The 240-nt window shown below is 47.5% G+C and carries 1 protein-coding gene; it reads right to left on the bottom strand.

What is annotated here, in order from left to right; genetic code table 11:
* Positions 1-181 (bottom strand): DegV family protein (locus AC2FA3_RS15595; protein WP_490510388.1); only part of this gene is annotated, 181 nt, incomplete at its 3' end.
* Between the last annotated feature and the right edge of the window lie 59 nt (positions 182-240).

Below are 240 nucleotides of genomic sequence, written 5' to 3'. Positions count from 1 at the left end.
ATCCACTGCTCATCGGAATGTAAACCAGCTCCTCATAATCTGCAAGAAGATCATTCCACAGCTTCATGACCGAATCCGGGGAAGGCTGGCTGGTTACCACATTGGCACCGCCCTCTAACTTCTCATAGAAGCCCTCCTGTGTCAGGCTGATGTCTTCAAAGTACTCCGTATCGTCAATCATAAAAGGCATCGGAAGTACAAATAAGCCAAGTTCCTTTGCTTCCTTCTGGGTTATTCCAC

It is taken from the genome of Janibacter sp. CoH_79_TC_3, assembly GCF_058197955.1.
This window is presented reverse-complemented; position numbering and strand designations above follow the sequence as displayed.